The sequence below is a fragment of the Marinobacter sp. G11 genome (assembly GCF_021282325.1).
Taxonomy (GTDB): domain Bacteria; phylum Pseudomonadota; class Gammaproteobacteria; order Pseudomonadales; family Oleiphilaceae; genus Marinobacter; species Marinobacter vinifirmus.
On sequence record NZ_JAJSPB010000091.1, the window covers coordinates 1 to 1,396 of the forward strand.

1 protein-coding gene is annotated in these 1,396 nt (G+C 47.0%); it reads right to left on the minus strand.

Going from position 1 to position 1,396, the window contains the following annotated elements; translation table 11 throughout:
* Positions 1 to 402: 402 nt before the first annotated feature.
* The gene (locus LWH94_RS19125; protein WP_232903299.1) at positions 403 to 801 is read right to left on the minus strand and encodes a hypothetical protein; all 399 of its coding nucleotides are present in this window, start codon (positions 799 to 801) and stop codon (positions 403 to 405) included.
* Between the last annotated feature and the right edge of the window lie 595 nt (positions 802 to 1,396).

Genomic DNA, 1,396 nt, shown 5'->3' on the forward strand with positions numbered 1-1,396 from the left:
TGAAAGTACGCATGAACTAAATGCACTGACTGGGTGAATGGATGTCAGGTGCTATTATATCGCCCAAGGCTTTGTTATTGCAGGCTTTGGATACAGTTTCAGCCGGTTGAACTCACGGATTCAGGAATCTGATTGGATGTCCTCTAATTGAAATATATTGCCCCAATCGTTTACAGCCCGCCCCACAACCATGAGATTATTATTGTAAAGGCTACCTTTCTGAGCTGAAAAGCAACAAAGATTTTGAGATCTATTTCTATAATTTGATTTCTCAAGTCTATTTAATAAATTTCTATATATGGTTTTTTGCACATGGCACCTAGGTCGGAAAGAGGTTTAACGCTGGAGTTAAGCCGCCGCGCGTAGCGCGGTCGGCTTGAACGACTTGTTAGATGACGCAGATTAAAGCAAATACTCTGTCAGAATTTTTTTGAACTCAACACTCAATTTTGAGGTTGACCATGTGCCTTGGCTTATCCAAGTCTTATCCGATATTTTTGATTCGACTTTGTCGAGTATCAAATCATGAGGATACAAGTAAACATCGCCATTGCTAATGAAACAGATATGAATATTTTTGTTACGATACTTTTGACTGAACGATAATCGACCCTTTAACTGAACCTTAATAAAGGTACTGCCATCGCAATGGACCGCCAAAAAATCAGCTCCTTCCCAGTCGTTATTCAGCCACATTGATGTAAATCCATAATCAGCCAACTTTGCTGCTACTTTATGGAAATTGAACATCTCCTGTGCTTTGGCATTCAACTCTTCGTATTTTATTTTCTGAAGCTTCATAAGATATTCATCTAACGCTGAGGTAACCGGCGCCGGAGCGCCAGCGGAGGGAACCGAAAGCGGTACGCTTTTGGCGTCCGGTTGACCGCCTTGTTAATGGCCGTTCACCACCGTGGTTGAGCCAAAACCAAGTGCCGCATACCCTCTCCCGGACAGATTGCACCAATTCGACGGATGGCGAAAGGAACCAGAACGCAAAAGCTGCCAGCCCGATAACCGTTTGAGACGGACGGCCCCATGACTGGGGCACGCCATGAATACCAACACCGCTGACCACTTTGGCAACCAAACCAGACGGCGAACTTTCCGGCCTTGGCCATCACCAAAGTGAGCGGGCACTGCAACCAATCCCGATGCCAAGGCCTTTGCACGGCACCAGCCAAAAACCTACAAGTGCCTGGCCATTAACGCCCGCAGCATGCGCGGCTTTGGAATGGAGGCGAAGCCGCAATGGAAAAGACGTCGCCGTGCCTGCGATTGATACTGATTGAGCCTTCTCCCCAGCCCAGCGGTTGCCCGCTAAGCTGGAAGGCGACCAAGCACTACAAGGGAGAAGACTCATGAACTTTTACCATAGCACCCACCGCCATTATTG

Excerpts from the sequence above, each read along its gene's own strand:
- LWH94_RS19125 (WP_232903299.1), bottom strand. The coding sequence starts at position 801 with ATGAAGCTTCAGAAAATAAAATACGAAGAGTTGAATGCCAAAGCACAG.